Here is a 22,636-nt window from a genome sequence, read left to right on the forward strand (position 1 = left end):
CACACGATGGCATCGCTGCCCGGTGCGATCGAAGAAGAACTGGAATTTCAGAGCGCGTCGCTGTCGGTTTCGCCGGTGCGAATGCGCAGCGCATGGTCGATCGGCGTCACGAAGATCTTGCCGTCGCCGATCTGTCCGGTGCGGGCGGTCGCGGTGATCACGCTCACGGCCTTGTCGGCGACGTCGGAGGCGACAGCGATCTCGATCCGCAACTTGGGCAGGAAGTTCACGACATATTCCGCCCCGCGGTAGATCTCGGTGTGTCCCTTCTGGCGGCCATAGCCCTTCACCTCGGTCACGGTCATGCCGTGGACGCCGATCGCCGTCAGGGCCTGACGGACCTCATCGAGCTTGAAAGGTTTGATGATCGCGACGACGAGTTTCATGGTCAGGCCTATTCCCCGGGATGCGCCGCGCCGCATGTCCCCGGCGCTGCGTCAATCTGGCATCTTTCCGGGCAGATGGCACAAAAAACTTGCACATTGAAGCGGAAAAACGTTTGGCCAGGGGCAGTCATGTGAACGGCCGCCTCTGTACAGGGCATCAGTTCATCCATCACAATGCAATTTTGGCATGAATGCGGTGAACCCGCGCCGACCGAGCGGTACATAAGTATTTTGGGGGACGCGTCATGGCGAGCTGGTTCTACGCATCCGAGGGCAAGCAGCAGGGGCCTTACCCGGAGGGGCAATTCCGTGGCCTGATCGCACAAGGGATCGTGCGCCCCGAGACGCTGGTGTGGACCGAGGGCATGGCCGGCTGGCAGAAGGCCGCCGAAATTCCGGGCCTGATCGCGGGTGGCGGTGCGCCGCCGATCATTCCGGCTGGTGGCCGGCCGATGGGCGGTGGCGGCTATGCAGGGAGCGGGAGCGCTGCCGGCGGATCGCTGTCCATTGACTTCGGAATCTGGGACTTCACCTGGCGAACGCTGGTGATGATTATCGGCTCCTGTTTCGTCATTCCGGTGCCCTGGCTGTTCGTCTGGTACACGAAATGGCTCGTGCCCTGCGTGAAGGTTCCGGGTCGGCCGAACCTCTCCTTCACGGGAAATGCGATGGCCATCGTGCCCTGGTTCTTCGGCTTCATCGTGCTGGCGATCGCCGTTGGCTTCATCGGCAGCCGCTTGCTGAGCAATCTCCTCTTCGTCATCCAGCTCGTCCTCTACTGGCTCCTGATCAAATGGATGGTCGCGAACCTCGCCTCCAACGGGCAGCCGCTCGGCTTGAGCTTCAGCGGATCGATCTGGGCCTATATCGGCTGGAATCTGCTGTTCGCGATCTCGATCATCACCATCATCGGCTGGGCCTGGGTGGCCGCAGCTCAGACACGCTGGTTCTGCCGCAGCATCGAAGGCACGCGCCGCGAAATCCTGTTCAAGGGCAGTGGTCTCGACATTCTTTGGCGCGGAATCGTCGCCGCAATCCTGTGCAGCCTCATCATCCCGATCCCGTGGGTCTATCGCTGGATCATGAACTGGTTCGCTTCGCAGACTGAGCTCGCGCCGCGCGGTTCGCTGTAACCACGATCAGAACGTCTCAAGCGCGAGGGACTCGCGCTTGAGATCATCAGCTCCGCCGCTCGCGCATGAAGCCTTCCTGCGCGGCGGAGGCGGCCAACATGCCGTCGAGCTTGAAGATCGAGCCGCGTCCCCCGCGCAGCGCAGCGCCGAAAACGTCGCATTTTATCGATGGAAGCCGCACCCATTGCGCTTGTACAGCCCGGGCCTGTTGCCCTAGGTTGGTGCCATTGCAAGATACAACTCTTTTTTGGGGGATCGCAGTGGGCGATATTTCAAATCCACCTCCGGGTGGCGGGGGACGTTCTGTGGTTCAGCCGCCGCGTAGCGCGCCAAGCTCCGACGTACCGCCACATCCGCTCGATGGCGAATGGCACATTCACATCAACGGGCAGACTTACGGGCCGTATAACGGCCACCGCATTGACGAATTCATCAAGGAGGGACGCGTCGACGGCGCAACCCAGGTGTTGCCGGTTGGGAGCGAGAACTGGATACCCGCCTCGCAGGACCGCTACCTCTCGTCCCTGTTCAGGCCGAGCAAGCAAGCGGCTCCTCCGCCGATCAATGCCGCGGCGGGCGCAACCGTCGTGCACGTAGTGAATCAGATGAATCCCGCGGTTCTTCTCGATGATTCCGGAGCGTTCGGGGCGAAGTCGCCCGGCGTCGCGCTTCTGCTTTCGTTTCTGATCTGCGGCGCCGGGCAGATGTATTGCGGCCGCGTCGGCAAAGGCGTGTTGATGCTGATCGGGTGCATCGCCCTTTGGATCGTCTTCCTGGGCTGGACAATCTGGATCTGGTCGATGATCGACGCCTACGCAACGGCGAAAGACATGAACCTCCGCTATCTCCGCCGACTTCAGGCCGGTCAGCCGGTATGACCAACGCGCTGCATCGGTCGCCGGTTCGAACGTGTCCTTCGTGCGGATCAGCGGTCAACAGCGGGGCGCTGACCTGCAATGCATGCGGCGGCGTGATTGCAGTCGAAAACGTCCTCAGCCGCTTGAAGCAGGAATTCCGATATCAAGCGGAGAGGATCGGCTGGTCGATCTGCGATCCCGAGATTCTGATCTGGGTTCTGGCGATCTTTCCGATTCTGATTCTGCCGCCGCTGCTGGCACTCTTCATGAGCATGAGGTCGTCGAGACCGTCGCCGTCAGACGATCCGGCTTCGAAATCCAATCAGAGCCTGTTCGTCGCGATCGTCGCGGTCTGCAACATCGTTCTCAGCATCATGTTCTGGCGCTGGCTCAGCGAGCTCTCGCTGTCGGGACTTTCGATCGGAATGCTGCTGAGATCGCTCGGATTCAACGTGCACTCGCCCGGAAGTTCTGCGGGCCAGATCTGATATCAGCTCCGCCGCTCGCGCACCGAGCCCTCCTGCGCCACTGAGGCGACCAGCGTGCCGTCGGGCTTGAAGATCGAGCCGCGGGTCAAGCCGCGGCCGCCTTGCGCGCTCGGTGAATCCTGCGCGTAGAGCAGCCATTCGTCGGCGCGGAACGGGCGGTGAAACCACATCGCGTGGTCGAGGCTCGCCGGCATCATGCGCTTGTCGAATAGCGTGCGGCCATAGCGCGCCATGATGGCGTCGAGCAGCGAGAAATCGGACGCATAGGCCAGCGCGCACATGTGCAGCGCCGGATCATCAGGCAGCGTCGCCGCGGTCTTGATCCAGACGTGGATGCGGCCGTCCTCGATCTTCTGGCCGAAATAGCGGCCGAGCTCGACCGGGCGCAGCTCGATCGGCCGATCGGATTCGTAGTAGCGGCGGATGAACACAGGCATCTCGCGGAAGTTCTGCTGCTTCGCTACCTCCTCGGCCGTGAGCTTTTCCGGCGGCGGCACGTCGGGCATCTTGTCCTGGTGGTCGAACGCGCCCTCCTCCCCGGCATGGAACGACACCATGATCGAGAAGATCGCGTTGCCGTGCTGGATCGCGGTGACGCGGCGTGTCGAATAGCTCTTGCCGTCGCGCAGGCGCTCGACCTGGTAGATGATCGGGATCTGCGGATCGCCCGGCAGGATGAAATAGCAATGCAGCGAATGCGGCAGCCGTCCCTCGACGGTGCGGCAAGCCGCCACCATCGCCTGCCCGATCACCTGGCCGCCGAACACCCGCTGCCAGCTCGTCTTCGGGCTGTTGCCGCGGAACAAATTCACCTCGAGCTGCTCGAGATCGAGGATCGAAATCAGGTCGATCAGGCTTTTGGACATATGGTGCTTTCGAATTCCTCGTCATTCCGGGGCGCACGAAGTCCGAACCCGGAAATCTCGAGCTGATAACCTCTGGATTCCGGGCTCGCGCTCGCGCGCGCCCCGGAATGACGGAATGAGACTGTTCCGCCCTTGTTTCACCGCACTGTTTCGCCCACCTCAAGTCTGCTAGCAAGACGAGAATTGGCCGGGAATTTTGGCAGGAAAGTCGGGGTATGTCGGTACAGGGTCACATTGTCATTGGCGGCGGCGCCTTTGCGGGCCTCGCGCTCGCGCTTGCCTTGCGCCAGGGCCTCGGCCCCGAGATTCCCGTCATCGTCGCCGATCCCGCGCTCGCCACACGACCGAGCCGCGATCCCCGTGCGACTGCCATCGTCGCGGCCTGCCGCCGCCTGTTCGAGGCGCTCGGCGCCTGGGATGATGTCAAGAGCGAGGCGCAGCCGATCCTTGACATGGTCGTCACCGATTCCAGGCTGGAGGACGCAACGCGTCCGGTGTTCCTGAACTTCGCCGGCGATGTCGCGCCCGGCGAGCCCTTCGCGCATATGGTCGAGAACCGCCGCCTGATCGATGCGCTGCTTGTTCGCGCCGAGGCCGAAGGCATTGATCTTCGCGCGACGACAGTTGCGTCTTACGACGCGCGCGCCGAGGGGATCGACGTGACGCTCGGCGATGGCAGCGTGATCGCGGCGAGCCTGCTGGTCGCTGCCGATGGCGCCAAGTCGAAGCTGCGCGAGCGTGCCGGCATCGCCACCCATGGCTGGGAGTACGATCAATCCGGTATCGTCGTCACCGTCGGCCATGAGCGCGATCATGAAGGTCGTGCCGAAGAGCATTTTCTGCCCGCAGGGCCGTTCGCGATCCTGCCGCTCACCGGAAAGCGCTCCTCGCTGGTGTGGACCGAGCGACGTGCCGAGGCTGCGCGCATCGTCGCGCTCAGCAAGGAGGAATTCCACGGCGAACTCGAGCAACGTTTTGGTTTGCATCTCGGCGAGGTCAAGGCGCTGGACAAGCCGCGCGCCTTTCCGTTGTCCTACTTCGTGGCGCGCTCCTTCGTCGCCGAGCGCCTCGCGCTGGTCGGCGATTCCGCGCACGTCATTCACCCGATCGCGGGGCAAGGCCTGAACATGGGGCTGAAGGATGTCGCCGCCCTGGCCGAAGTCGTCGTCGATGCGGCGCGGCTCGGCATGGATCTCGGCGGCGCCGACGTGCTCGAGCGCTACCAGCGCTGGCGCCGCTTCGACACGATGGCGATGGGCGTTGCCACCAACTCGCTGAACTTCCTGTTCTCCAACCAGTCGACGCTGCTGCGCACCGTGCGCGACATCGGCCTCGGCCTCGTCGACCGCACTCCGCCGCTGAAGAATCTCTTCATCCGCCAGGCCGCCGGCCTGACGGGCGAGATCCCGCGGCTGCTCAAGGGCGAGACATTGTAAGGGCGCTTTAAGCGTCGTTCGCGCTACACGCTCTGCCTTCGGGACGACATCGAGGATGTGGCGCGGCCGCCGCGCCAATTCCTCAATCGATCTTCCGCGCCTCTTCTGGCAGCATGATCGGAATGCCGTCACGGATGGGATAAGCGAGTTTTGCAGACCGCGAGATCAGCTCCTGCTTGGCGGAGTCGAATTCCAGCGGGCCCTTGGTCAGCGGGCAGACCAGGATCTCCAGCAGTTTTGGATCGACACTGTTTTCGGGACGTTCAGTAGGCGCGTTCATGAAAGATCTCCGGCGATCCGGTTGCCTCTAGCACAGAATAGGTCGTCAGCCCACCGCGGCTCATGCGGAGACCATCTTCTGGATCTCGTCGAGCAGGCCCCGGAGTCGCGCGGCCGGCACCGGCGTCCCCGACAGGGCAAAGCCGAGAAACGTCCAGTACAGGATTTGCGCGCGCGCCTGGGCGGTGGTCGCGGAGAAGCCGCGTCGTTGCAGCAGCGCCTCGATATAATCGAGCCTGCGGCGATCGATGGCGCGGACGGCTGCCTGCGCCGCCGCATCGAACGCCGCCCAGTTGCGCACTGCACGCTCCAGATCGAGCCGGGCACCAAAGCTCCTGCGCAACAGCGCCTTCAGCGGCTCGTCGCTGTCAGCCTCCACACCTGCGATGATCTCTTCGGCCGCGATTTCGCGCCAGCGCTTCAGCACGGCGGCTTGGAACGCGCCGAGATCGGCAAAATGCCAGTAAAAGCTGCCGCGGGAGACGCCCATCGCCTTTGCCAATGGATCGGCCTTCAACGCGGTGAAGCCGTATCTGGTGAGCGCCTTGAGGCCCTGTTTGATCCAGTCGTCGGCTGAGAGCTGCTCGGTCATGTCGGGTTCCGAAATCCGACCATACACTAGTGTATTGACAGGACGCTGGCCAGCGCCTATCCAACCATACACATATGTATGGAGGCATCGATGCGTGATCTCTTGCTCCAATGCGCCGGCGTCGGGGCCATCGTCGTGGCGCTCATCCACGGCGTCCTCGGCGAGGCCAAGGTCTTTGCCCGCGCCCGCATCGAGCCGGAGCGGCTCCGCACCCTGATCCGCCTGGTCTGGCAGGCCTCGACCGTGGCCTGGATCGGCTGCGGCGTGCTGCTGATCGCTGTGCCCTGGATGGACTCAGGCGCGGCGCGCCACTGGGTCGTCATCACGATGGTCGGCGTGTTCGGCTTGTCGGCCTGCGCCAACGCATGGGCGACGCGCGGCCGGCATTTTGGCTGGATGGCGCTCAGCGCCGTCGTCGCCATGGCGGTGGCCGGCTATTGAGTGCGCCGGAACTCTCGCGCTATCGAACCCGTGAGGCTTAAGGCCGCAGCCAGCTGCGAAACATGCGTTGCGCACGGAGCGCGCTGATGTTTTCGCAACGGCTAGAATATCTCTAACGCTACGCCGGTTCGAACCACGATTGACTTCACTCTCTTCCTGGCTTCCTTCGAGCGCGCTTTGCGCCCAAGACAGAAGAGGAGATATCAGTGAAAATCATTCGTGTTCTCGCCATCCCACTGACGGTCGGAATCGGCATGGGGTCGACGGCGATGGCCGACGGTTTCAAGGATTGCACCAAGCTCGACAAGGCATCGTGGAAACCGGCGAGCGAGGCCGAAGCCAAGGCCAGGGCGCTGGGCTATGAAGTGCGGCGTTCCAAGATCGAAGGCTCGTGTTACGAGGTCTATGGCGTCAAGGAAGGCAAGCTCTACGAGCTGTTCTACAGCCCGGAAGATCTCAGCCTGAAGCACACGATCGCCAAGTGATCTTTGCGAGGGATCTTTGCAAGCACCGCACGTCATCCTTGAAGGCGGCACGGCTTGATCGAGAAAGCGGTGCCAGTCGTGCGCGGGGTGTCTGATCGGACCCCCGCAGATCGAACCGTTGAGGTCTGGGATCTTCCGCTGCGGCTCTGGCACTGGGCGCTTGCATTGTGCGTCGTGACCGCGTGGTTCACGCCCACCGTCTACGACAGTCTTCACCGCATCGCCGGCTACACGGTCATCGGCCTTCTCGTCTTCCGCCTGCTCTGGGGCTTCTGGGGCAGCCGCTATTCGCGCTTTGGCATGCTCGGCGTCAGGCTTCGCGCCGCGCCGTCCTATCTCTGGAATCTGCGCCGCGGCATCACCGGCCGCTATCTCGGGCTCAACCCCGCCGGCACGCTGATGCTGGTGGCGCTGCTGTTGTCACTTGCCGTTTCGACCATCACGGGCGCACTGTCGGTAACGGTCCCTTTCTTCGGCGTGTGGTGGATCGAGGACCCCCACGTTTATGCATCGGACGCCGTCATCATCCTCGCCGTGCTGCATATCGTGGGCGTGGTGCTGATGGGCGTGCTCCGGCGCGAGAACCTGATCCGCGCCATGATCACCGGCCGCAAACGCGTCCGCCATCATCCCTGAGCGCGCCCGCTTAATTTCGCAGAAATTCCTGTCGGATCATTTGCTTGCGCCGGACGCAAGCGTCGTCCCTTTCATTATTCTAATTCTAATGTGGAGCTATTCTAGCTTCGCTTCCCCTCGTTCTGCTTTTCAGGGCGGAAATTTGCAGGCTTTTCCTGCGGTCGAATGCCGCAAGCCTTTTGGGGGAATGCATGCCATTTCACGTTCTCACGGATTCAGTTGCGCCAGCTGTTCGAGCTCGCCGATATCGGCGCCGATCAGCGCTGCTCGCCGCGACCGCCATTTCGGTTCTGAGCTCTGGCGCGGCTTACGCCGGGGAAGGCCGAGCCAATGATGTCCTGCTCAAGAAGCTGGAGAAGATGGAGCAGCGCATCCAGCAGCTCGAAGCCGAACTGAAGCAGAAGCAGGATCGGCCGGCGGCCGACGCAGATGCAAAGCGGACGACCAAGACGGCAGCGCTGAGGAGCGCCAATGCGGCGGCGCCATCTGCCGACACCAAGGAGGAGGCAGCCAAGCCCGCCGATCAGAAGCCCGAAGCCCAATCGTCGGAGAAACCAGCCAAGCCGAAGTCGAAAGACTTCATGGCGCTGCCGCCGCTGCCGGCGGCGGACAAGCCGATCCTCGGAGTTGCGGATTCTCCTGTCCCCGGTCTCAGCATCGGGGCCTATGGCGAGATCAAGTTCGGCACCATGCAGAATCCCGCCGCGGCCGGACAGTGGCAGAAGGGCTTTGATGCGGCCAGGTTCGTTCTGTTGCCGACTTATGCGATCACCCCGAACATCATCTTCAACGCCGAAATCGAGTTCGAGCACGCCGGCGCCGGATTCGACAATGATGACAAGCTGCACGGCACCGCCGAGATCGAGCAGGTCTGGGTCGATTTCAAGATCATCGACCTGTTCAACTGGCGTTCGCCGGGCGTCGACCTCGTGCCATTTGGCTACATCAATCAGCATCACGAGCCGACGCAGTTCTACAGCGTGAACCGGCCCGAGCTCTACAACGGCATCATTCCCTCGACCTGGAAGGTCCCGTCCACCAGCGTCTACGGGACGATCACGGAGGACCTCAAATACCAGGTCATGGTCAGCGCCAGTAACGAGGATTTCGGCGACTCCTTCGACAATCGCACCGATGCCAACACCGTCCCGCTTCCCGGCACGGCCTATATTGCGGGCATTGACGGCGTCAACGCACTCGGTTTCTCGAGGCCCCCGCTCGGCGATTTCCAGCAGCTCAACAACGCCACGGCAGTGTCGGGCCGGCTCGACTTCACGCCGACATTCTGGGCCGGCTTCGCCGGAAGCGTCAGCGCCTATTACTCGCCGAACACGACGCCGCGCGGCGCGCATGATGATTTCGGCAACTTCCTCGGCAGGTCGAGCCTTGCGATGTTTGACGCCGAATTCCGCTACAGGGTGCCCGACACGGGTCTCGAGGTCCGCGGCGAATATGTCCGCGCCGAATTCGGGCACCCGGAAAACCTGCGCGCCAACAACGACACGGACCCGACCAACAATGTCGGCAAGTCGATGTACGGCTATTCCGGCGAGATCGCCTATCATGTGCCGCTCGGCACCGTCCTCAACAGCGAGTGGGAGGCCGTGCCGTTCTACCGTTACACCTATATGAACCTGCAGACGGGCGGCTTCGCCGGCACCGATGCCAATCTGCCGACAGGCCAGGGTCAGCGGCAGTACCACACGGCCGGTTTTGCCGTGTTTCCGTCGCCCAAGGTCGTCTTGAAGGCGACCTATCAGCACGTGATCGACAAGAGCGCGACCGGCGCGCTGTCGGATTCGTTCCTCGGCGGCGTCGGGTTCTTCTTCTGATGGCGATGAGAACAACGTTGCCGGATCTGATCACAGGACCACGAGCGAGGTGACGATGAGTTGGGTTCGATACACCGTGCCGGCAGCGGCGCTTCTGTCTGCCGCCTCTCCCGCTTATGCCGTTCGGTACTTGTCGATCGAGGAGGCGCAGAAGGAAGCATTTCCGTCCGCGACGCAGTTCTCCGAAGTTCAGGTGGGGCGGGTCTGGAAGGCCGAAGCCGGCGGCAAGGTGGTCGGCTTCTTCGTGTTCGACCGGGTGGTCGGCAAGCACCTCTTCATCGACTACGCGGTGGCGCTGACCCCTGCGGGCGCTGTGCACAAGGTCGAGATCCTGGAATACCGGGAATCCTATGGCGGCGACGTCAGGAGCCCGAGCTGGCTCGCCCAGTTCGTCGGCAAGACCAGCGGCAGTGCGCTCAAGATCAATGGCGACATCAGGAACATCGCGGGTGCGACACTGTCGTCGACCCATATCACCGAAGGCGTGAAACGGATATTGGCGGCCTATGGCAATCGCCTCCGATAGCATCCGTCGCGCACGGCCGTTGCTCGGCACCTTCGTGGAGATCGAGGCTGCCGCTGACCGCAGATCCGGCACGGAACGCGCCATCGAAGCCGCATTCGATGCCGTTGCACAGGTGCATCGGCTGATGAGCTTTCACGAGGGAGATAGCGAGGTCAGCCGGCTCAACCGCGAAGCCGGCATTCGCCCCGTGCGCGTTCATGACTGGACCTACGAGGTGCTCGCCACCGCCGTTGAGTTGCATCGCCGCTCCAGCAGCTTGTTCGATGTCACCATCGCGCCGGCTCTGCAGACGCTCGGGCTGTTGCCGCTCCTCGAGGACAGACTGGCACCGGCGCCGCTTGCGAGCTGCGCCGACGCGATCGAGCTGCTTCCGGATCATCAGGTCCGCTTTCGATCGAGCGACGTGATGATTGATCTCGGCGGCATCGCGAAGGGGTTTGCCGTCGACCGCGCGGTGGCCGTGCTGCGCGATTTCGGCATTTCAGGCGGCATGGTGAACGCGGGTGGCGACCTCCGCGCGTTCGGTGCGGAATCGCACACCGTTCACGTCCGCGATCCCCGCGACCCCGGCCGGCCGGTCTGCAGCATCGAAATCGCCGACGAAGCGCTGGCTTCGACGGCGCGCCGCGTCGAGCTGTTCGACCGCCGTGAGCCCGGTGGTTCGGCAGTGATCGATCCCGCAACCCGGCGGCCGGCGAGCCTGGTCGATGGCGTCACGATTCGCGCGCCGTCCTGCATGATCGCCGATGCCTTGACCAAGGTCGTGATGATCGCCGGGACCGACGCGGGCGAGCTGCTCGAATCCTATTGCGCCGGCGCCTTGCTGATCTCGACCGATGGCGGCGTTCAGATCACGTCCGACTGGCATCACCGGGTGCACCTTGCGGCTTAGAACCTCCTATCGCTATCCGCTCTATGCGGCATTCGCGGCGCTGGTTTTGACCGGCGCGGGTTGGCTCGTGGCCGACTGGCAGAAGGACGTTGCGGGCGACGAGATCTGGCAGCAGGTCGCCGCCAACATGCTGATGGTCCATGGCGGCATGGCGATGCTGGCGCTGTTGCTGCTGGGGGCTCTCATTCCGCTGCACGTGCAGCGATCCTGGCGCAGCGGCGAGAATCTCGTGTCCGGATCCGTCATGGCTGCGATCAACGCCGTGCTGATCGTGACCGCATTCGGGCTCTATTATCTGGGATCGGAAGCGGTGCGGCCCTTGATGAGCTGGATCCATCTGGGCACCGGAGTCTCGCTGGCGCTAATTCTCCCGCTACATATCTGGCTGGGTCGACGGGCGCGGCGATAGCATCGGGCTCGAGCCCTCCGGGACGCAAACGCGTCCGCGCTCATCCGTGAAATTGAGTTGGCCGTGACGGAGCCACGGGCGCGCTTACCCGCGTAGTTTCGTGGGACCCCTACCTTCTTACCCGCGCGACATCGGCCGATTCGCGTCTTTTGACGAGTGACGTTTACCTCGCGATAGGCATGCAACCAAGCATTGCAAAGAAATTAACGTGGAACAAGTCCGGCCGAATCAATCTTCGGTCGTATTGACGAGGGAGCGATATTGCATGTTCCGCGTTTTTTCCTGCCTGACGACCGAGCACGATTGGCGGCTCGTTCTGCTCGCTGGCCTGGTTTGCTTCGCAGCAAGCATTGTAGCCGTCAGCATCTTCCATCGCGCCATTGCGGCGCGCGCCAGAACGCGGTTGATGTGGATCGGGATCGCCGGCGCCGCCATCGGCTACGGAATCTGGGCGACGCATTTTGTCGCCATGCTCGCCTACAAGCCCGGCGTCTCGACCGGGTACAGCCTCGTTCTGACAGCGTTGTCACTTGCCGCTGCGATGATCCTGACCTCGGGCGGCTTCGGAGTTGCCGTCAACAATTCCGGGCGCTGGCGCGCAGCTGCCGGTGGCGGCATCATCGGCGCCGGCATCGCAAGCATGCATTATATCGGCATGTGGGCCCTCGAAGTGCCGGGTCATGTGGCATGGTCGCCTGGGCTGGTGCTCGTCTCGATCGGCCTTGGCATGGTCCTTGGCTATGCGGCGCTCGCGGTCGCCATGGGCCGCAAGGACAAGCGAGGGACCTTCGCCGCGGCGCTGCTGCTGACGCTCGCCATCGTGTCACATCATTTCACGGCCATGGGAGCGGTGCAGATCGTCCCCGACCCGACGCTGCAAAACGATACATTGTCGCTTTCGCCGGACTTCCTCGCCATTGCAATTGCGGGTGTGGCTCTGTCGGTGCTCGGGATGAGCTTCGTCGGCGTCCTGGCGGATCGTCGCCTTGCGAGCAGAACCAGCAGATTCGAGGAAATCATCTTCGAACTTTCGCGCGCCAGACAGCAGGTGGAAGATTCGCAACGGCAAATCCAGGATCAGAAATTCAGGCTGGATACGGCCATCAACAACATGGTCGAGGCGTTGTGCATGTTTGATGCGGAGAGGCGACTTGTCGTCAGCAACGAGCGTTATGCCCGGCTCTATCAATTGCCGCCGGAACTGCTGATAGCGGGGACCCCGCATGCCGACATCATCAGGCATCGCGTCATGACCGGCATCCTCAAGAGCGACACCAGCGAGGGCGCCGCCGAGCAATTCCTCGCGAGATTGGCCGCGTTGCCGTTCGATACAGTCTCGAGCAGGATCGACGAGTTCGCTGATGGTCGATTGATCTGCGTGACCCGACAGCCTATGGCCGGCGGCGGGTGGGTAGCCACTCATCTCGACGTGACCGAGCAACGCCGGTCCGAAGCCAAGATCGCTCATATGGCGCAACACGATGCGTTGACCGATTTGCCCAATCGCGTGCTTGTCAGGGACCGGATGGAGCATGCGCTTGCCGTGACCCGCAATGGTGGCCTCAATCTGGCGGTGCTCATACTCGACCTCGACCGGTTCAAGGAGGTCAACGACACACTGGGGCATCCCGCGGGCGATTCCCTGTTGTGCGCCGTCGCCGCGCGTTTGCGCGAGTGCACCACGGAAACCGCGCTGATTGCGCGACTGGGCGGCGATGAGTTCGCCGTGATCGACTATGTGACCAACCCGGCCGTTGAGGCAGCCGCGCTCGCCGAGAGCATCCGAAAGGCGCTTTGCGAGCCCTTCGATCTCGACGATCACCGGGTCACGGTGGGCACCAGCATCGGCATTGCCATTGCACCGCGCGATGGCGACGATTCCGATGTGCTCATGAAGAGCGCGGATCTCGCACTCTACTCGGCCAAGAGCGGTGGACGTGGCGCATTCCGTTTCTTCGAGCCGGAACTCGACCAGCTCATGCAGGAGCGACGCAACCTCGAGCGCGACATGCGGGATGCGCTTGCTGGCCACGAATTCGAGCTGCACTACCAGCCGTTCGTCGATACCGTGACGGGCGAGATCCTCGGCTTCGAAGCCCTGCTACGCTGGCATCACCCGCGGCGAGGTCTGGTCTTGCCCGGCGAATTCATTCCTCTCGCGGAGGAGGCCGGCTTGATCGTGCCGCTGGGAGAATGGATCTTGAGGACGGCATGTAGCGAAGCCGCCAAATGGCCCGCCCATCTCAGGATCGCGATCAACCTGTCTCCGGCCCAATTCAGGAGCAACGAGCTCGTCCCGGTCATTGTCGGCGCACTGGCGAACTCGGGCGTTGCGCCACACCGACTCGAGCTTGAGGTGACGGAGACGGTCATCATGCACGACAGCGAAGCTGTGTTCGCAACACTTGGTCAACTGCGCGAGCTTGGCGTGCGAATAGCCCTGGACGACTTCGGCACCGGCTATTCATCGCTGAGCTTTCTACAGAGATTCCCGTTCGACAAGATCAAGGTCGACCGCAGCTTCGTCAACGAACTGTCCAGCGCTGACCCAGACGCGCATCATCTCGCGCGAGCGGTCGTTCGATTTGCAGTCAGCCTCGGCAAGACGACGACCGCGGAAGGTGCCGAAACCAAGCAGCAGCTTGATATCCTCCGTGAGGAAGGCTGTGCCGAAACGCAAGGCTATTATTTCGGTCAACCGATTCCTGCATCCGGCGTCGCGAAAATGCTGAGGCGAGGCGCCAAGCGAGGCGACAAGGCGGCTGTCCGAGCGGCGTGAACCCACGCACCTTCACTGCAGCGGCGGATCACCGCTGGTGCGCTTCTTGGCGAGGTCCATCTCGGTCACCGCGATCAGGATCTCGGCGCGAGTCTTCAAATCAGGGGCTTCCAGCATCGCCTGCTTCTCGGCCGGGCCATAGGGCGACATCATCGCCAGAGCGTTGACCAGCGCCTCGTTGGGCGCGCTTTCGACGCCCTCCCAGTCGACCTTGAGATTGTTGGCCTTCAGGAAATCCGCCAGCGCCACCAGCAGCGCCTCGCGATTGACCGCCTCCTCGCCCATGCGCGCGGTGAAGTCGTCGGCGAAGGCAAAGAAATCGACCTTGCACTGTCGGTACGGGGTCAGCACCTCGAGCTCCTCGATCACCTTGAAGCGCGCGACCCCGGTGAGCTCGAGGATGTAGCGGCCATCGCCGGATTCGGCGAGCTGGGTGATGCGGCCGACGCAGCCGACCCGGAACAGCACCGGCTTGTCGGAATCCTTCGGCGAATGTGTCACGTCAGGCTGGATCATGCCGATCAGGCGATGGCCGTCCCGGAAGGAATCGTCGACCATCGCCAGATAGCGCGGCTCGAAGATGTTGAGCGGCATCTGGCCGCGCGGCAGCAGCAGCGCGCCGGGCAGCGGGAACACCGGAATGATCTCCGGAAGGTCGGCGGGGCCGCGATATTCGATATTGATCGGCATCTCAGTCCCCGCGGCGATTTCCAACCTGCGCTTTAAGAAAACAGGATCGTCGACAAGCGCTTTCGTCCCTCGACGGTTGCATCGTCCGTGCCACCCCAGGCCTCGAAGAACTGCACCAGCTGCTTGCGGGCGCCGTCGTCGTTCCATTTGCGGTCTCGCTTGACGATCGCGAGCAGCTGCTCGGTGGCAGCCGCGCGGTCGCCCTTCGCGTTCAGCGCGGTGGCAAGGTCGAAGCGCGCCTGATGATCGAGCGGGTTTGCGGCGACTTTCTGTTCAAGCTCGGCGATCGGCCCGAGCTGTTCGGCCTGTTCGGCGAGGTCAATCGCGGTCTGCACCGCCTTCACGGCGGGGTCGTTGCGCTTGGATTCCGGCACCATGGCCAGCGTCTGCTTCGCCTGCTCCATCGCGCCTGACGTGGCGTAGCATTTTGCGAGACCAGCCAGCGCGGCGATGTTGGTCGCATCGTATTGGAGCACCTCTGCATAGATCTGCGCGGCCGCAGCGGTATCGCCCTCGGCGAGCACGCCCTCGGCTTCCTGCAGGATCTCGGCGATATTGGGCTCGCCGGGGGCCGTCACGCCCTTGGTCAGCTTCTCGATGAAGGCGTTGAGCTGGCCCTCCGGCACCGCGCCCATGAAGCCATCGGCCGGCTGGCCGTTCACGAAGGCGATGACCGCCGGGATCGACTGGATGCCCATCTGGCCGGGGATCGCGGGGTGCTGGTCGATGTTCATCTTGACCAGCTTGACCTTGCCCTTGGCAGCCCTGACCGCCTTTTCGAGGATGGGGGTGAGCTGCTTGCAGGGGCCGCACCACTCCGCCCAGAAGTCGATCAGCACCGGCTGGCGCTTCGATTCCTCTATGACGTCCTTCACGAAGGTCTGGGTGGTGGTGTCCTTGATCAGATCGGCCGCAGCCGGGCCCGGCGCTCCGTTACCCTGGTCGATGATCGTCACGGGATCCCCTCGTCTGATGTCTGGAATGGCGGGTCTTTAGCACGTTGCCGCTTCCGATGCTTCGTTTCAGGCCCTAAAATTGGGCCGGGACGGCCGAATTTCAATCCATGGCGGCCGATTCGGCAGGTCGGGACCATTTTTGGTCCATTTGGCCGGGATCGGGCTCATATTGGGGCTCCGAAAGCGAGATGATGCTGCCGGTAGCTGTTGCATTCGCCTCCCGCTTTTGGCATACGACAGCCGTTGCCGGCGCGTCACGCGACCGACACAGGATGCGGGTGTAGCTCAGTGGTAGAGCACGACCTTGCCAAGGTCGGGGTCGAGGGTTCGAGCCCCTTCGCCCGCTCCAATTTTTCCCAGAGCATCCAGCCAAACCAGACTGAGACGTGGTTTTCCACGCCGCTGGCGGCTGGTTCGGGTCTGAAATGACAATTCTGGTCACCGGCAGCGCCGGCCACCTCGGAGAGGCCATTCTGCGGACGCTCCGGCGCCGCGGGTCACCTGCACGTGGAGTCGATCTGAAGGCCTCTCCTTTCACCGATGCGGTGGGCTCGATCGTCGATCCCAGCTTCGTCCGGACGCAGATGGACGGCGTTACGGCCGTGATCCACACCGCGACGCTGCACAAGCCGCATGTGGCGACCCATATCAAGCAGGCCTTCGTCGACACCAATGTCACCGGTACGCTCAACCTGCTCGAGGCGGCTGATGCCGCCGGTGTGAGGCGCTTCGTCTTCACCAGCACCACCAGCGCGTTCGGCTCGCAGCTCCGCCCCGAGGCGGGGCAGGCTGCTGTGTGGGTCACCGAAGAGCTCCCGTCGGTGCCGAAGAACATCTACGGCGCCACAAAACTGATGGCGGAAAATCTGTGCGAGCTGTTCTTTCGCGAGAGGGGCTTGCCGGTCCTGATCTTGCGAACCTCGCGCTTCTTCCCCGAGGACGACGACGATCCCGCGATGCGGTCGGCCTATGCGCTCGACAACGCGCAGGCCAACGAGCTGCTTTATCGCCGGCTCGATATCGCGGACGCGGTCAGCGCGCATCTGCTCGCCATGGCGCGCGCGGGCGAGATCGGCTTCGGCTGCTATATCGTCTCGGCGACCAGTCCGTTCAGGCAACACCACCTTGCGGCGCTCGCACGCGATGCTGATGGTGTCGTGCGCGAGCTCTATCCGGATTGTGCGCAGCTCTACGCAGCGCGTGGCTGGCGGCTGTTTCCAGCGATCGATCGCGTCTATGTCAACGACCGCGCGCGGCGCGAGCTCGGCTGGCGTCCCGAATTCGACTTCGCCCATGTGCTGCGCAGCCTTCGTGAGGGCTGCGATTTTCGTAGCCGCCTGGCGCACGAGGTGGGGTCGAAGGGCTATCACGACACGCTGTTTGACGAGGGGCCCTACCCGGTCGCCACGTAGTCGCCGCTTTTGTCAATTCGCGCGATGAATCAGGCGTGTGGCCGATGTCGCCGCTCGCCATCCGGTCCGTGCCGTTCTACTGTGCATGGGGTTGTTTTCGCGTTTTTGGAGTGGTCGTGCTCTTCCACTGCCCGCAAATGAGGCGCGCGCCATCTTCGGATGACAATGAGAGCGGAGTTAGCCCGCCCGCTGCTTCTCATACGCCTTCAGATGCGTGTAGGCGATGCGGAGCTTCGGCACCGGCACCTTGGCGGCGTCGGCGCGCGCGATGAGGTCGCCGATCACGTGATCGGCTTCGACGGGCAGCCCCGCCCTGATGTCGCGGAACATCGAGGCCGTCATCGGCGAGCCCTCGGTGGTGAGGTTGCCCTTGACGCGTTCGAAGAACGGGCCGCCCGGCGGATAGCCCGACGCAGTGGCGATCTCACTGGTCTCGTCCAGCATGCCGAGCAGGAAGTCCCGGCCGCCGGGCGCGGCAAGGATGTTGCCGACCGAGCTGCGCATCAGGCAGGTGGAAGCTGCGAGCGAAGACAGGAACACCCACTTTTCCCACATGTCCTGCATGATGTTCTGGCTGGCGGTGGCGCCGATAATGCCGCTCTTGAACGCCTCGTCGATCGCCTTGACGCGGTTCGACGTCTTGCCGTCGCGCTCGCCGTAATTGATCGACTGCATCGGCTGGAGCTGCACCACCTCGCGCTTCTCGTTCAAGGTCGCGGCGATGGCGCAGAGGCCGCCGAGCACGCGCTCGTTGCCGAACCTGGCATCGAGGATATCGAGATGCTTCATGCCGTTGAGCATGGGAATGATCGTCGTATTCGGTCCCACCGCCGCGGCGAACGAGGTGATGGCATCGTCGAGGTCGAACGCCTTGCAGCTCAAGAGCACGACGTCGAACTTGTCCTTGAGCGCATCGGCCTGCACCGTCGGCGGATTCTTCAAGGCCACGTCGCCATTCGGGCTCTTGATGACGAGCCCGTCGCTGGCGAGCTCGCCGGCGCGCTTGGGGCGGACCAGGAAGGTGACGTCGCGCCCGGCCTGCAAAAGCCGGCCACCAAAATAGCCGCCGATGGCGCCGGCGCCGACCACGAGGATACGCATGGGATGGTCCTTATTGTTGCTGTTGGCAGCCCATTTATAGTCTTCATTGCACGCGAAGCGAAGCAATCCGGACCGGGGCCGCGATCACATTCCGTGGCTGGAGAGCGGGGACTAAGTCCCCAGTACCATCTCCTCGACCTCGCGCAGCTGCTCCTTGCCGAAGAACATCTCGTCGCCGACAAAGAAGGTCGGCGAGCCGAACGCGCCGCGGGCGACCGCCTCCTCGGTGTTCCTGATCAGCTTGCCCTTCACTTCGCCCTCCTGGGCGCGGGCGAACAGCTTTTGGGCGTCGAGGCCGGAGGAGGCCAGCGCCTTCGCTGCGATTTCGGGATCGTCCATCTTCTTCGGCTCGCGCCACATGTGGTGGAAGGCAGCCTCGACATATGTTTCGAACACGCCTTCGAGCTGTGCGGCAATGGCCGCGCGCATCAGGTTGAGCGTGTTGACGGGAAAATGCGGATTCCAGACATAGGGCTGGACCTTGAAGCGCTTGATGAAGCGCTCGGTTTCGACTTGTTGGAATTCGCGCTTGTTCTTGACGCCGGCGAGCGTCTCGGCCGGCGATCTGTTGTTGGTCGACTTGAAGATGCCGCCAAGCAGGATCGGGACATATTCGAACTTGACGCCGATGCGCTGTTCAATCGCCGGGATCGCGAGATGACTGAGATAGGCGTTCGGGCTGCCGAAATCGAACAGGAACTGCGGAGCTGTATGGGGCAAATTCGTTCTCCCAAAGATCGCTTTTGCCCATTGTGGCGCAGGGCGGGTCACAGGTCCACCTTTTAATGATGACCATAATATCTTGATGGTCAGGCCAGGCGCCGGATTGCCCGCTTGCGCCACACCAGAAGGTAATAGCCCATCTGCAAAACAAACATGCTGCAGAACACGATCGGATAGGCGGTCCAGACGCCCTCAAGGCCGATGGTACGGCTGAGGATCAGCGCGGATGGCAGCTCGATCGCGACAATCGCGAAGATCGACAGCAGCATCGGCGTCAGCGCCACGCCGGCGGCACGCATCGCACCGGAGAACGTGGTCGCAAAGCCGAACGGCACCGAGCTCCAGAGGGCGACGAAGAGCAGGTCCTTCGCCAGATCGAGTACGACGCCATTGGTGATGAACATACCGAGCACGAGGCGTGGGGCGAGATAGATCAACGCCACCAGCCCGCCGGTCAGCACGAGGTTGAATGCAAGCCCGGTGCGGACGATGCCGTCGAGCCGTGCCCGGTCGCCGCCGCCGATCGCTTGCGCCCCGAGAATCGAGACCGCGATCGAAATCGACATCGCCGTGAACTGCGTATACCCCATCACCTGATTCACGGCGCCATAGGCGGCGGTGGCGTCCGATCCAAAGCCGTTGACGAGGCCGAGCAGAACCAGTTCGGCAATCGCCATCACGACCATGCCGACCGCGCTCGGCAATCCAATGCCGAGGACTTGGCCGATCACAGCGCGGTCGAGCTGCACATGGCGCAGCAGCGCGACATCAGGCGCGAGCGCGTGCTTCTTCCGCAGCAGATAAAGGCCCAGCACGAGCAGCGTCACTGCATTCGAGATTGCGGCGGCCCAGGCCGGGCTGGTGATGCCGACCGCGCCGCGGATCAGGATCGGCGTCAGAATCAGGCCGATCGTTGTCGACAACGCCAGCGCCAGCAGCGGCGTCATGGCATCGCCGACGCCGCGGATCATCGCCGTCATCAGCAGGAAGACAAAGCCGAGCGGCATCGTCAGCAGCATGATTCGCGCATAGCCACTGGCCGCGTCGAGAATGTCCGCCGGCGTCGCGAGCGCCATCATCAACTGTCGGCTGAAAAGACCGCCAAGCAGGCCAACTGAGATCGAGAGCAGCAGGCCGGCTGCGAGCGTCGCGCCGACAACGATCTTGATGCGCCCATGCTCGCCCGCGCCAAAGGCCTGGCCGATCAGCACGGTGGCGCCGGTGCTCAGGCCTATGACGAAGGCGAACAGGAAGAACATGACCGGAAAGAACACCGAGACGGCCGCGAGCGCGTCCACGCCGATCATGTGGCCGAGATACACATTGCTGACGGTGCCGAACAGCGATTGCAGCGCGTTGCTCAGCATCAACGGCGCAAGGAAACGCAGGAAGCTTTTCCAGAGCGGTGTTGAAGCGGACATGGATGTGCCTTTCATCGGGCCGTGCAGGACCGTTGCCGCGCAATGCGCGGCTCGGCCGTTGCTGGGTTGAGAGAGTGCCGCGGGTTTACGTGCGGTCGCTATAAGCGAGCTTGACGATGTGGTCGCGAATGTCAGTGGGCCAGTTGGCGATCAGCCCGGTGAAGCGCCGCCGGTCATCGGCAAACAGCGCGCGCGAAGCTTCCTCGAATTGCGGCAGGTTGCCTGCCATGGCAGACATGAAGTGATAGGCCGCATCGCGCGCCTGCCGCTCGCGATCCTTGTCACCGCTGACGCGCCTTGCCTCGTCGACGAGTTTCCGCAGCGCGACCGAGGCGCCGCCGGGCTGAGCGCCGAGCCATTCCCAATGGCGCGGCAGCAGCGTCACCTCGCGCGCGACGACCCCGAGCTTGGGCCGGCCGCGCCCGCGCGGCTCGCCCGGTGGTGCGGTCTCCTCGAGTGGCGGTGGGATAAGCTTCGCCAGGCGTGCCAGCACCTCGCGATCCCCGCCGCGCAGATCGAAGTCGATTGATCGGCCCGTGGCATCCTCGAAGATGATGATGGGCTCATCCGGCCGCGGCGCCACCCGTTTGACGACCAGCGCAACCTCTCCAGCCGGCCCGGACACCAGGCGACGCTGCCCCTGGAAGGCGGTGAAAATCCTCTGCATTGAAATCATTGCCATATTGACGTTGCTGATCAACTTAATACCCGGGTAAATTGCTGCAGTCAATATACCCGGATGAAAATATCCGCGCCGACGCTCGACATTGCGTTCCGGGGCTGGCAGGTACGCGGCCGACCGACCACCACGTCCCTGGGGATCTCGCGATGCTGACCGTCCATCACCTCAACAATTCGCGCTCGCAGCGCGTGCTGTGGCTGCTCGAGGAGCTGGGCGTTCCCCACGAGATCGTGCGCTATCAGCGCCAGCCCGACATGCGCGCGCCGAAAGAGCTCCGCGCCATTCATCCGCTCGGCAAGTCGCCCGTCATCACCGACAACGGCAACACCATCGCCGAGTCAGGCGCGATCATCGAATATCTCATCGCGACCTATGGCAATGGCCGCCTCATCCCGCCGCCGGATACGCCGGAGCGACTGCGCTACACCTATTGGCTGCACTATGCGGAGGGCTCCGCGATGTCGCCGCTGCTGTTGAAGCTGCTCTTCACGCTGATGCCCAAGCGCGCGCCGGCGCTGCTTCGTCCGCTGGTGCGCAAGGTCTCGAACCAGGCGCTCACGGCGCTGGTCAATCCGCAGCTCAAGCAACACATGGATTATTGGGAAGGCGAGCTGGGAAAAAGCGAATGGTTCGCCGGCAGCGAGTTCACTGCCGCCGACATCCAGATGAGCTTTCCGCTTGAAGCCGCGCAAGCACGCGGTGGGCTCGAGCAGGGCCATCCGAAGGCGATGGCCTTCCTGGAGCGCATCCACGCGCGGCCGGCCTATGCGCGCGCCCTCGAGAAGGGCGGGCCGTATCAGGTGGGGCGGTAGGTTTCGCTCCGGGGCGCCCGAAGCGCGAACCCGGAATCCAGAGATTGTGACGCGAGATCCCGGGTTCGATGCTTTCGCTTCGCCCCGGGGATGACGTCTTCGGCTAGTCCGCGTGCAGCACGCGCCCGCGTGTCTCTGGCAGTGCGAAGGCGGCGATGAAGAACACCGCGTAGGCGACGACCGCGAAGATCGCGATCGCATTGGCAAGGGAGGTCGACGCAGACAGCGCGCCGACGAGGAACGGAAACAGTGCGCCGATGCCGCGGCCGAAATTATAGCAGAAGCCCTGGCCCGAGCCGCGCAGCCGCGTCGGAAAGAGTTCTGTCAGGAATGCGCCGACGCCTGAGAAATAGCCCGAGGCGAAGAAGCCGAGCGGGAAACCGGGCACCCAGAGGATCTCGTTGGTAAGCGGCAGCTGTGTATAGAGCAGCACTACGGCCATCGCTCCGATGGAAAAGATCAGGAACAGGTTGCGTCGCCCGATCCGGTCGGCAAGCTAGGCGCCTGCAAGCCAGGCGCCTGTAAGATAGCCGATGAAGGAGCCGATGATCAGTGTCGAGAGATAGCCGGTCGAGCCGACGATCGACAGATGCCGCTCTTTCGTCAGGAATTGCGGCACCCAGAAGGTGACGGCGTAGTAGCCGCCCTGGCAGCCCGTAGCCATCAGCGATGCAAGAGAAGGCTCGTGTCCTCGATCTCGGCGCGCTCGATGCGCCCAGTCGGATCGGCCGTTGTCATGTGCGTTTTCCCGGCAGATCTTGTGCCCATCGGTGGTAGCACGCGCGAATGGCGAAGCAAGCCG

At 63.2% G+C, this 22,636-nt stretch carries 24 protein-coding genes, 1 tRNA gene and 1 pseudogene; 15 read left to right on the top strand and 11 right to left on the bottom strand.

Annotation, left to right across the window (positions count from 1 at the left end; translation table 11 throughout):
• Nucleotides 1-47: 47 nt before the first annotated feature.
• Nucleotides 48-386, bottom strand: coding sequence for a P-II family nitrogen regulator (locus XH88_RS01175; protein ID WP_028176997.1), 339 nt, complete (start codon nucleotides 384-386; stop codon nucleotides 48-50).
• 245 nt (nucleotides 387-631) lie between these two features.
• Between XH88_RS01175 and XH88_RS01180 the strand changes: the two genes are divergently transcribed.
• The 3 genes from XH88_RS01180 (at nucleotide 632) to XH88_RS01190 (ending at nucleotide 2,864) form a co-directional block, all read left to right on the top strand.
• Nucleotides 632-1,519, top strand: coding sequence for a DUF4339 domain-containing protein (locus XH88_RS01180; protein WP_271613588.1), 888 nt, complete (start codon nucleotides 632-634; stop codon nucleotides 1,517-1,519).
• Nucleotides 1,520-1,617: 98 nt separating this feature from the next.
• Nucleotides 1,618-2,397 (top strand): DUF4339 domain-containing protein, encoded by a 780-nt coding sequence (locus tag XH88_RS01185; RefSeq protein WP_271613589.1) that lies wholly within the window; start codon nucleotides 1,618-1,620, stop codon nucleotides 2,395-2,397.
• Between the two features lie 92 nt (nucleotides 2,398-2,489).
• Entirely contained in the window at nucleotides 2,490-2,864 is a 375-nt protein-coding gene (locus XH88_RS01190) for a hypothetical protein (RefSeq protein ID WP_271613590.1), read from the top strand.
• A gap of 2 nt (nucleotides 2,865-2,866) precedes the next feature.
• On the opposite strand, the gene tesB is transcribed toward XH88_RS01190, so the two are convergent.
• On the bottom strand, nucleotides 2,867-3,730 hold the full coding sequence (tesB, locus tag XH88_RS01195; protein ID WP_271613591.1) for an acyl-CoA thioesterase II: 864 nt from the start codon (nucleotides 3,728-3,730) through the stop codon (nucleotides 2,867-2,869).
• A 215-nt stretch (nucleotides 3,731-3,945) separates the two neighbouring features.
• Between tesB and XH88_RS01200 the strand changes: the two genes are divergently transcribed.
• Entirely contained in the window at nucleotides 3,946-5,166 is a 1,221-nt protein-coding gene (locus XH88_RS01200) for a ubiquinone biosynthesis hydroxylase (RefSeq protein WP_271613592.1), read from the top strand.
• A gap of 82 nt (nucleotides 5,167-5,248) precedes the next feature.
• On the opposite strand, the gene XH88_RS01205 is transcribed toward XH88_RS01200, so the two are convergent.
• On the bottom strand, nucleotides 5,249-5,446 hold the full coding sequence (locus XH88_RS01205) for a Trm112 family protein (protein WP_092232493.1): 198 nt from the start codon (nucleotides 5,444-5,446) through the stop codon (nucleotides 5,249-5,251).
• A 60-nt stretch (nucleotides 5,447-5,506) separates the two neighbouring features.
• On the bottom strand, nucleotides 5,507-6,037 hold the full coding sequence (locus XH88_RS01210) for a TetR/AcrR family transcriptional regulator (protein ID WP_271613593.1): 531 nt from the start codon (nucleotides 6,035-6,037) through the stop codon (nucleotides 5,507-5,509).
• Nucleotides 6,038-6,127: 90 nt separating this feature from the next.
• Between XH88_RS01210 and XH88_RS01215 the strand changes: the two genes are divergently transcribed.
• The 8 genes from XH88_RS01215 to XH88_RS01250 all read left to right on the top strand — a co-directional run bounded on the left by XH88_RS01215 (nucleotide 6,128) and on the right by XH88_RS01250 (nucleotide 14,037).
• Entirely contained in the window at nucleotides 6,128-6,478 is a 351-nt protein-coding gene (locus XH88_RS01215) for a hypothetical protein (protein WP_271613594.1), read from the top strand.
• Between the two features lie 206 nt (nucleotides 6,479-6,684).
• Nucleotides 6,685-6,963 carry a PepSY domain-containing protein gene (locus XH88_RS01220; RefSeq protein ID WP_271613595.1) on the top strand — a complete coding sequence of 93 codons (279 nt, stop codon included), beginning with the start codon at nucleotides 6,685-6,687 and terminating at the stop codon, nucleotides 6,961-6,963.
• Nucleotides 6,964-7,017: 54 nt separating this feature from the next.
• Nucleotides 7,018-7,599, top strand: coding sequence for a cytochrome b/b6 domain-containing protein (locus XH88_RS01225; protein ID WP_271613596.1), 582 nt, complete (start codon nucleotides 7,018-7,020; stop codon nucleotides 7,597-7,599).
• Between the two features lie 359 nt (nucleotides 7,600-7,958).
• Nucleotides 7,959-9,431, top strand: a complete 1,473-nt coding sequence (locus XH88_RS01230) for a hypothetical protein (RefSeq protein WP_271613597.1) — start codon at nucleotides 7,959-7,961, stop codon at nucleotides 9,429-9,431.
• Between the two features lie 55 nt (nucleotides 9,432-9,486).
• The gene (locus tag XH88_RS01235) at nucleotides 9,487-9,957 is read left to right on the top strand and encodes an FMN-binding protein (protein ID WP_271613598.1); all 471 of its coding nucleotides are present in this window, start codon (nucleotides 9,487-9,489) and stop codon (nucleotides 9,955-9,957) included.
• Nucleotides 9,938-10,849, top strand: coding sequence for an FAD:protein FMN transferase (locus XH88_RS01240; RefSeq protein ID WP_271613599.1), 912 nt, complete (start codon nucleotides 9,938-9,940; stop codon nucleotides 10,847-10,849). Before XH88_RS01235 ends, XH88_RS01240 begins: the two co-directional genes overlap by 20 nt.
• Entirely contained in the window at nucleotides 10,839-11,258 is a 420-nt protein-coding gene (locus tag XH88_RS01245; protein ID WP_271613600.1) for a hypothetical protein, read from the top strand. The genes XH88_RS01240 and XH88_RS01245 overlap by 11 nt, the downstream gene beginning before the upstream one ends.
• A 265-nt stretch (nucleotides 11,259-11,523) precedes the next feature.
• The gene (locus tag XH88_RS01250) at nucleotides 11,524-14,037 is read left to right on the top strand and encodes an EAL domain-containing protein (protein ID WP_271613601.1); all 2,514 of its coding nucleotides are present in this window, start codon (nucleotides 11,524-11,526) and stop codon (nucleotides 14,035-14,037) included.
• A gap of 12 nt (nucleotides 14,038-14,049) precedes the next feature.
• On the opposite strand, the gene XH88_RS01255 is transcribed toward XH88_RS01250, so the two are convergent.
• A complete protein-coding gene (locus XH88_RS01255) occupies nucleotides 14,050-14,727 on the bottom strand; it encodes an LON peptidase substrate-binding domain-containing protein (RefSeq protein ID WP_271613602.1) in 678 nt (225 codons plus the stop codon).
• A gap of 32 nt (nucleotides 14,728-14,759) precedes the next feature.
• The gene (trxA, locus tag XH88_RS01260; protein WP_271613603.1) at nucleotides 14,760-15,683 is read right to left on the bottom strand and encodes a thioredoxin; all 924 of its coding nucleotides are present in this window, start codon (nucleotides 15,681-15,683) and stop codon (nucleotides 14,760-14,762) included.
• A 274-nt stretch (nucleotides 15,684-15,957) separates the two neighbouring features.
• Here trxA and XH88_RS01265 point away from each other — a divergent pair.
• Nucleotides 15,958-16,032 (top strand) — tRNA-Gly (locus XH88_RS01265).
• 76 nt (nucleotides 16,033-16,108) lie between these two features.
• Nucleotides 16,109-17,095: an NAD-dependent epimerase/dehydratase family protein gene (locus XH88_RS01270; RefSeq protein WP_271613604.1), complete on the top strand. Its 987-nt coding sequence runs from the start codon at nucleotides 16,109-16,111 to the stop codon at nucleotides 17,093-17,095.
• Between the two features lie 177 nt (nucleotides 17,096-17,272).
• Here XH88_RS01270 and panE read toward each other — a convergent pair whose 3' ends face one another.
• The 4 genes from panE to XH88_RS01290 all read right to left on the bottom strand — a co-directional run bounded on the left by panE (nucleotide 17,273) and on the right by XH88_RS01290 (nucleotide 21,022).
• On the bottom strand, nucleotides 17,273-18,196 hold the full coding sequence (gene panE, locus XH88_RS01275) for a 2-dehydropantoate 2-reductase (RefSeq protein WP_271613605.1): 924 nt from the start codon (nucleotides 18,194-18,196) through the stop codon (nucleotides 17,273-17,275).
• A gap of 111 nt (nucleotides 18,197-18,307) precedes the next feature.
• Nucleotides 18,308-18,916, bottom strand: coding sequence for a 2-hydroxychromene-2-carboxylate isomerase (locus tag XH88_RS01280; RefSeq protein WP_271613606.1), 609 nt, complete (start codon nucleotides 18,914-18,916; stop codon nucleotides 18,308-18,310).
• A gap of 89 nt (nucleotides 18,917-19,005) precedes the next feature.
• On the bottom strand, nucleotides 19,006-20,340 hold the full coding sequence (locus XH88_RS01285; protein ID WP_271613607.1) for an MATE family efflux transporter: 1,335 nt from the start codon (nucleotides 20,338-20,340) through the stop codon (nucleotides 19,006-19,008).
• 85 nt (nucleotides 20,341-20,425) lie between these two features.
• On the bottom strand, nucleotides 20,426-21,022 hold the full coding sequence (locus XH88_RS01290) for a DUF2239 family protein (protein ID WP_271613608.1): 597 nt from the start codon (nucleotides 21,020-21,022) through the stop codon (nucleotides 20,426-20,428).
• Between the two features lie 146 nt (nucleotides 21,023-21,168).
• Here XH88_RS01290 and XH88_RS01295 point away from each other — a divergent pair, with 146 nt between their 5' ends.
• The gene (locus XH88_RS01295) at nucleotides 21,169-21,834 is read left to right on the top strand and encodes a glutathione S-transferase family protein (RefSeq protein WP_271613609.1); all 666 of its coding nucleotides are present in this window, start codon (nucleotides 21,169-21,171) and stop codon (nucleotides 21,832-21,834) included.
• A gap of 103 nt (nucleotides 21,835-21,937) precedes the next feature.
• Here the strand turns inward: XH88_RS01295 and XH88_RS01300 are convergent.
• Nucleotides 21,938-22,510, bottom strand: a pseudogene (locus XH88_RS01300) (MFS transporter); the annotation flags it as partial.
• Nucleotides 22,511-22,636 lie beyond the last annotated feature (126 nt).

Source organism: Bradyrhizobium sp. CCBAU 51627, assembly GCF_028128765.1.
Taxonomy (GTDB): domain Bacteria; phylum Pseudomonadota; class Alphaproteobacteria; order Rhizobiales; family Xanthobacteraceae; genus Bradyrhizobium.

Excerpts from the sequence above, each read along its gene's own strand:
- XH88_RS01175 (WP_028176997.1), bottom strand. The coding sequence starts at position 386 with ATGAAACTCGTCGTCGCGATCATCAAACCTTTCAAGCTCGATGAGGTC.
- XH88_RS01180 (WP_271613588.1), top strand. The coding sequence starts at position 632 with ATGGCGAGCTGGTTCTACGCATCCGAGGGCAAGCAGCAGGGGCCTTAC.
- XH88_RS01185 (WP_271613589.1), top strand. The coding sequence starts at position 1,618 with ATGCCGTCGAGCTTGAAGATCGAGCCGCGTCCCCCGCGCAGCGCAGCG.
- tesB (WP_271613591.1), bottom strand. The coding sequence starts at position 3,730 with ATGTCCAAAAGCCTGATCGACCTGATTTCGATCCTCGATCTCGAGCAG.
- XH88_RS01200 (WP_271613592.1), top strand. The coding sequence starts at position 3,946 with ATGTCGGTACAGGGTCACATTGTCATTGGCGGCGGCGCCTTTGCGGGC.
- XH88_RS01205 (WP_092232493.1), bottom strand. The coding sequence starts at position 5,446 with ATGAACGCGCCTACTGAACGTCCCGAAAACAGTGTCGATCCAAAACTG.
- XH88_RS01210 (WP_271613593.1), bottom strand. The coding sequence starts at position 6,037 with ATGACCGAGCAGCTCTCAGCCGACGACTGGATCAAACAGGGCCTCAAG.
- XH88_RS01215 (WP_271613594.1), top strand. The coding sequence starts at position 6,128 with ATGCGTGATCTCTTGCTCCAATGCGCCGGCGTCGGGGCCATCGTCGTG.
- XH88_RS01230 (WP_271613597.1), top strand. The coding sequence starts at position 7,959 with ATGGAGCAGCGCATCCAGCAGCTCGAAGCCGAACTGAAGCAGAAGCAG.
- XH88_RS01235 (WP_271613598.1), top strand. The coding sequence starts at position 9,487 with ATGAGTTGGGTTCGATACACCGTGCCGGCAGCGGCGCTTCTGTCTGCC.
- XH88_RS01240 (WP_271613599.1), top strand. The coding sequence starts at position 9,938 with ATGGCAATCGCCTCCGATAGCATCCGTCGCGCACGGCCGTTGCTCGGC.
- XH88_RS01250 (WP_271613601.1), top strand. The coding sequence starts at position 11,524 with ATGTTCCGCGTTTTTTCCTGCCTGACGACCGAGCACGATTGGCGGCTC.
- XH88_RS01255 (WP_271613602.1), bottom strand. The coding sequence starts at position 14,727 with ATGCCGATCAATATCGAATATCGCGGCCCCGCCGACCTTCCGGAGATC.
- XH88_RS01270 (WP_271613604.1), top strand. The coding sequence starts at position 16,109 with ATGACAATTCTGGTCACCGGCAGCGCCGGCCACCTCGGAGAGGCCATT.
- panE (WP_271613605.1), bottom strand. The coding sequence starts at position 18,196 with ATGCGTATCCTCGTGGTCGGCGCCGGCGCCATCGGCGGCTATTTTGGT.
- XH88_RS01285 (WP_271613607.1), bottom strand. The coding sequence starts at position 20,340 with ATGTCCGCTTCAACACCGCTCTGGAAAAGCTTCCTGCGTTTCCTTGCG.
- XH88_RS01290 (WP_271613608.1), bottom strand. The coding sequence starts at position 21,022 with ATGGCAATGATTTCAATGCAGAGGATTTTCACCGCCTTCCAGGGGCAG.
- XH88_RS01295 (WP_271613609.1), top strand. The coding sequence starts at position 21,169 with ATGCTGACCGTCCATCACCTCAACAATTCGCGCTCGCAGCGCGTGCTG.